We start from the raw sequence: 6,200 nt of genomic DNA on the forward strand, positions 1-6,200 counted from the left end.
AGATAAAAAAATATCTCCGAAGCAGAATTTCCTAAAATGGGAGATCCTCGGGCGGAATATTCTCGCTGCCATCCATCTTCTGGTTGTTCTCTATCTCGTCAGGACGCATTTCTATCACCTTCCAGCCGTTGCCCGTCTTGCGGTGAATCTTCTTGAACCCCAGCGCCTCCATGAACATCGAAATATCCTTGTTCGACATCGACTGGCGGAAGGCGGGGTTCGTGCAGATGCGCTCCATCACATCACTCGCCGTAACAAACTTGCAGAACTCGGACGGCGTATCGGCATCAGGAACACGGTAGAACTTGTTGATGCGCTCGGCTATGTAGTTGTTTACACGGAAATAAAGATTGTGGCGCTGTATCTCCTCGTTCTCCTCCTTCGTAAACCAGTAAACCCAGTCGCAGGGCTCACCCCTCCGGCGCTTCTCTATCACCTCCTGAGCCAGTGATACAGCCTGGGAGTAGATGCCCTCGTAATTGAAGGGGAAGTCGATGGGACTCTTGATCTTCTCGATGCGCCAGATGAGAAAACGGCGGTTCTCGTCATCATCGATGATATGAACCTCATTGCTCGTGGCACAGAACCCCGCATTGTTCTGCAAGATGCAGTCCCACTCGGCATAAGGGATTCGCATGCTGATGTTGCGCTTCGTGATGTTGCTCTTGAAGGAATCCAGGTTCTTGCCGCGCAGACAACTGAACTCATCGAGACACACTATCGCCTTGCTGGCACACATCTGCAGGAAATCCTTGTTCTTATAGTCGCCCGTAGAATCGTTGGCGAAATACTTGCGCAGATGGGGCGGCAGAAGATGGTCGAAAAACGTGGTCTTGAAGATGCCGCCCTTGCCTACGAAAACCATGATAGACTGGTTAGTGACATCGGGCCGAACCCAGCAAACCACCATGTTGACCAGCCATTTCTTGAAGGCATAGGCAAAATCCTCCTCCGTATGGCGGTAACCGCCGGTCTGCATCACGGTTACCCGATGGGCCAATTCAGCGATATAGTCAGTCTTCCGGTCCCATTTCGGCAGACTCTTCAGATATTCCTCCATGGGGTTGAATTCGGGACTGAAGTTACTTCTGATTACCGTATCCAGCTTTTTCTGGGTGGTGCAGATGTTCTCCAGTTCCATCTTCACGAACAGGGAATTGCTCACCCGAGTATCCACTTCGGTCCAGTCTAGATAGAGCTTCTCTCCGGTGTTGATGGCGCGCACTTCATACTGGTTGCTCAGCGTGTTGTGGTGCATTTCATATCGGGCTCCCAGCCATCCCAGCAGTGCTCTCATGCTGGTATAGCGTTTCTGCTCATCATCTCCCTGCTGTCTTATCTTCCAGGTTCCCAGCCGCTCGGTATGCTTGTAAATCTCCCGTGCCACCCGCTCGGTATCGGCATATTCGCCGCCAAACTTATCTGCCATGTGTTTCACAGCCTCCTCCTTTTCGGCTCCGAAACAGAGGCAGAATGTGGCGTATCTCACTACGTAGCTGTTGTGATGATGCTCCTCAAACCGCTCTTCCCAGCTTTCCGCCAGTTTGTCTACATACTGCAGAATCTCTTCGGTGGTGAGCGTCTTGGGTGGCGCCTCGTCTTCCTGTTTGCGAGGGCTTTTCTTTCTGGGTTTTTCCGCCTCCGTCTGTCTTTTCCTGTTCTGTTCCTCCTGTTGCTTTGTGGCTTTTTCGAAGTTCTCCACCTCCTCCCGGCTGATGGGGAGAACTTCGGCATTCCAGTTGAAGTAAGCCTCAGGGTCGTAAGCCAGTCCGCAGCTTCTCACCATGTCCTGGCATTGTTTGTCGCAGCTGATACCCAGCAGTTTGTCGTAGATGCTCATGGCTTTCTGTATGGCGAGCTGGTGGAGTTCGGTGGCAGTGAGATTGCATCCTTTAGGACGCATATATCTGAGCAGGATGCGGAATCCCTTGCCCGAGACGGTGATGTAGAAGACCATGGTGAAGGGGATTTTCCGGGCGGTCTGCCTGAGTGCCGCGATGTTTTTTGGGGGCACGTCGTCATAATCGAGCATCAGCCAGTAGGTTTCCTTCCTGAAGTCAGTCAGCTTCTTGGAGCTTCCCTTGAGCTGCACGCTGGGAGTGATGCAGGGCAGCCTGTGCTTGATGTCCTCTGCCGTTCTCTTGTCCACCTTTATCATCGACCTGTAGCCTTCGGTATTGGTTTTCACCGGTGCCGAATGCATGATGTTGTACTCCAGCACCGCTCTGTTGGGGAGAGGCTTGCTGGTAGAGGTCTTCAGAGTCTGGAAATAAGAGGGCAAGACCTCTTTCTCCTGTTCTGTTTCCGGGTTATTTCCGGTCTCGTTTGTGGGTTTAATCTCTTTCATTTCTTTTTGGATTTTATGAGTTTGAATTTTTGGTTTAATTCCGACTTTTTCATCGCAACAGAATTGTAGGCTAGGACATTTTTCCAGTGACTCAAACTATTGCTGAGGTCGTCCCAGTGTACTGAACCTTTGTGCAGTATCCATTTGCTCACTTCATCGCAGTAATACCAGAATCTGGTTTTTCCTTGGATGTTTCCTTCATATTCCCAGGTCGTACCATTCCAGGCATCCTCCAGATCCTTGTTTATGAGAATGGATATGATGGCTTTATCCATTGCGTAGAGGATTTCAGGAGTGATCATCTTATTTTTTATCTTTTCCGATATTGTGTCGCGTCCACCCATTACTATTCTGATGTCTGTGGCATTTACACCACATACGTTGGCGATAGCCATTTTTACGCTGGCTTCTTCTTCCATTTCTGCTGAAAATTTCAGCACTTCTTGTTTTGTTACGTTATTATTTTCCATGCTGCGAAGTTACACAAAAAGCTGCACATTGGCCGTGAGGGCTATAGCCCTCACTTTTTACAAAGAATAACCTAGGTTAAACTTTTTAACGCAGCATTTTTGCGCCCATTTTTGTGGGGGTATTTTGAAGAAGAAGTAGTGAAGAAGCGAAACATCGGAAAAGTGACGAGGTGAAGGGTGAAGGGTATATTTTAAATCTTATATTATATTCTTTTTTTTAGGATTTTGGGAAAATCCGGATAATCAGAAAAATGAAAAAACGGATTTTTTTCCTTGCCGCGCGTATATATAAAAAAGAGTTTTCAAACCTTCACCCTTCACCTTTTTATTTAAGGTTTTGTGTGTCAAATAGTTACGGGTGAAGGGTGGTGAAGGGTGTTTTTCGCTTTTTATAAACATATTTTAAGAATTCAGCCCATTTTTACATATTTTAAGCGTTTATTTTCGGTTCCAAAAGGGGTGCCTTTTTTTAGGGGTCCACTTTTTCCTCTTTTCTTACCGCTAAAATCTTTGAAAAAGCGAGTGGGGGTAGAGAATCCCGTCTTATGTTGTGTTAAACAATTATCAGATAAAAGAAGTTAACGATACCGAAAAAGGACTGGTTTTTAAACAAATATTAACGCAGAAAACTTGAAGTTTCGCATATTAGATTCTGGTTTCGCAGGTTCAGAAATTAAAGAATTTTAAGGAGTTATTCAAGTTTCGCAAGTGTGTGAATTTATTGAAGTTAAAGAAGTTATCACTCCCTACGGTCGTTCGGGAAGTTAAGAGACAATAGTCTTCTAGCTTAAAATGCAGGACATTTGTCCCTTAACTTCCCTCTAACTTCCCTCTAACTTCCCTTAACTTCTCTTTAACTTCCCCACATGCGAAAGTTCAGTAAAGCAAAGGTAATGCGATGCTTTTGTCGGCGAAAAATCAGAAAGGCAAATCCTGAATTCTGTTCTCATCCGTTACCCCGAAGATATCAGCCTCTTCCGGTTCTCCATCCGCAATCACGATATCCCTTATCTTCTTGCGGTAGCTCTTTACGATACTCCCGTTCTCCAGTTCCCCCCTTCTCCTGATGCTCAGGTCCAGATATTCCTTTTCCCTTTCTATGCCCAGATAGCGCCTGCCGGTCAGCGAGGCAGCGATGCCGGTAGTTCCGCTTCCCGAGAACGGGTCGAGGATCCATGCTCCGTGCCGGGTTGAAGCCAGGATGATGCGTACCAGCAGGGCGAGTGGTTTCTGCGTAGGATGCTTGCCCTGCGATTTCTCCCATCTTGCGATGGCTGGCAGCCTCCATACATCCGTCATCTGTTTGTTCTCGTTCAGCAGTTTCATCAGGTCATAGTTGAAGTAGTGCGGCTTCTTCGGGCACTTTCTTGCCCAGATGATGAACTCGGTGCTGTAGGTAAAGTACCGGCACGAGATATTGGGCGGTGGATTTGTCTTCGCCCATGTGATGACATTGAGGATTTTGAATCCAAGTTGCGTCAGTTTGTTTGCCACCGAGAAGATATTGTGATAAGTTCCCGAAATCCAGATAGTTCCGTTCTCCGTCAGGTGTTCCCTGCATTCCGCAATCCATTCCTCGTTGAACAGGTCGATATGTTCGGGCGAGCCGCCCTTATCCCATTCCCCCTTGTCTACGCACACCACCTTCCCGCTCTGTACGCTGATTCCGCCGTTCGACAGGAAGTAAGGAGGATCGGCGAAGATCATGTCGAACTTGAAATCAAATTCGCTCATCAGCCGTATGCAGTCTCCGTGAAGGAGAGTGAAGTCATCAGCCCTATGATATATCGCCTTTTTATTCATCATTTCGGGTGCAAAGGTAATGCAAATATTTGATTTATAAATGATTAGATCATACTTTAACTTTCATGATCAAAAAAGATCAATTCGGCAGAAAGAAAAGAAAAATTGGTTAAAATGAATAAAAACAGAAAGTTTTTCATATATTTTTTTGTTCTTTCTGAATATTGATGTAAATTTGCAGAATGTTTTTTTATACAGGCTTTAAACGAAATAAAACTTAGCGAGATATGAAACAATACGAAGCTGTAATAGAGACCTTGAAGAGGTTGGGTGGATGTGCTACATTCGGTCAGCTGAATCAGGAGGTGTTCAAGATTGAGGATTGCACATGGAATACCAAGACTCCATTTGCATCCATTCGTCGTATTGTGCAAGACCGCAAGGAAATCTTTCGCATTCGTCCGGGATTATGGGCTTTGGAGGAATATAGAAGCCTCTTGGCGGATAGGGGGATTGTGGCACAAGATGTGACGAATTCGGATTCTGAGCAGGTACAGGAATTCAATCATTCCTATTATCAGGGACTTCTGCTGTATATCGGTAACATGAAGAAACTTGAAACCTATGTTCCTGCACAGGATAAGAACAGGAGATGTATCAATGTGAAGCTGGGCGAAATCTCCACATTGCCGAAAGTTCCGCCATTCTCCTATCAGGAATTCGTGAATAGGAGTAGCACGATAGACGTTATGTGGTTTCAGCCTAATTCTTTGGGCAGCGAGGTGATGATGCCCGATAGTTTCTTTGAGGTAGAGCATTCTACGGATATTCAGAATTCTCTCTGTAAGTTTTCTGACCTCCAGTGTTTCAATGCCCAGATGTTTATCGTGGCTGATGCCAGGCGCCATGATGAATTTATAGACAAGTTGAGCCATGATTATTTCAAGCCTATCTCGGATAGGGTGAAATTTGTAAGTTATGACAAGCTTGATAGATATTATGAGGGGCTGATGACGCAGAGAAAGAGTTCGCTAGTTCTTTGACAGTAGGACTGGCTTGTCTGTTTTATCTATTAATTATACTCAAGTTTCGCATGTAAGCCCCATACAGTAATTATTTTGAAAGTGCAAAAAAGATGAGAAAAGTATGGCGGTTTCGGAAAATAATCGTAAATTTGCAATTGGAAAACAAAGATTAGAAATTATGGTAGAGATAAATGATAGAAAATTACCTGTAGGCATCCAGTCTTTCGAAAAAATCAGAAAGGATGGATACCTTTATGTTGACAAGACAGATATCATCTGGCAACTTGCCAACAAGGGGAAAACTTATAATTACCTGAGCCGTCCACGCCGCTTTGGTAAATCCGTTCTTGTAGATACGCTCGAAGCCTACTTCATGGGCAAGAAGGAACTCTTCGAGGGGTTGAAGATTATGCAGATGGAGACGGAATGGGTGAAGCGACCTGTCATCAGACTCGATATGAGCCAGGCTGGCGCAGAGCCGGAAAGTTTGAAAGGTTATCTAGACTATACATTTCAGGAATATGAATCTTTGTATGAGATAGAAACAAGAGGTAATTCTTCGTTAGCTACTCGTCTGATAGAAATTATAAAGACTGCATACAACAAAACAGGTTT

Annotated in this window: 5 protein-coding genes; 2 read left to right on the top strand and 3 right to left on the bottom strand. The window is 45.4% G+C overall.

From position 1 onward, the window contains the following. Window positions 1-31 precede the first annotated feature (31 nt). The 3 genes from F7D47_RS12390 to F7D47_RS12400 form a co-directional block, all read right to left on the bottom strand. A complete protein-coding gene (locus F7D47_RS12390; RefSeq protein WP_153085355.1) occupies window positions 32-2,347 on the bottom strand; it encodes a BT4734/BF3469 family protein in 2,316 nt (771 codons plus the stop codon). Beyond that, complete coding sequence (locus F7D47_RS12395) at window positions 2,344-2,817, bottom strand: hypothetical protein (protein ID WP_153081460.1); 474 nt, start codon at window positions 2,815-2,817, stop codon at window positions 2,344-2,346. The genes F7D47_RS12390 and F7D47_RS12395 overlap by 4 nt, the downstream gene beginning before the upstream one ends. 918 nt (window positions 2,818-3,735) lie before the next feature. Further along, window positions 3,736-4,620: a DNA-methyltransferase gene (locus F7D47_RS12400; RefSeq protein WP_437181614.1), complete on the bottom strand. Its 885-nt coding sequence runs from the start codon at window positions 4,618-4,620 to the stop codon at window positions 3,736-3,738. Window positions 4,621-4,847: 227 nt separating this feature from the next. On the opposite strand from F7D47_RS12400, the gene F7D47_RS12405 reads away from it, so the two are divergent. Then, window positions 4,848-5,603, top strand: a complete 756-nt coding sequence (locus F7D47_RS12405) for a hypothetical protein (RefSeq protein WP_153086683.1) — start codon at window positions 4,848-4,850, stop codon at window positions 5,601-5,603. A 160-nt stretch (window positions 5,604-5,763) separates the two neighbouring features. Beyond that, window positions 5,764-6,200 (top strand): AAA family ATPase (locus F7D47_RS12410; RefSeq protein WP_228113594.1); only part of this gene is annotated, 437 nt, incomplete at its 3' end.

Source organism: Segatella copri, from assembly GCF_009494835.1.
Lineage (GTDB): Bacteria > Bacteroidota > Bacteroidia > Bacteroidales > Bacteroidaceae > Prevotella > Prevotella copri_F.

Bases quoted from the DNA above. Each gene is read 5' to 3' on its own strand.
- F7D47_RS12395 (WP_153081460.1), bottom strand. From the start codon at position 2,817: ATGGAAAATAATAACGTAACAAAACAAGAAGTGCTGAAATTTTCAGCA.
- F7D47_RS12405 (WP_153086683.1), top strand. From the start codon at position 4,848: ATGAAACAATACGAAGCTGTAATAGAGACCTTGAAGAGGTTGGGTGGA.
- F7D47_RS12390 (WP_153085355.1), bottom strand. From the start codon at position 2,347: ATGAAAGAGATTAAACCCACAAACGAGACCGGAAATAACCCGGAAACA.
- F7D47_RS12400 (WP_437181614.1), bottom strand. From the start codon at position 4,620: ATGAATAAAAAGGCGATATATCATAGGGCTGATGACTTCACTCTCCTT.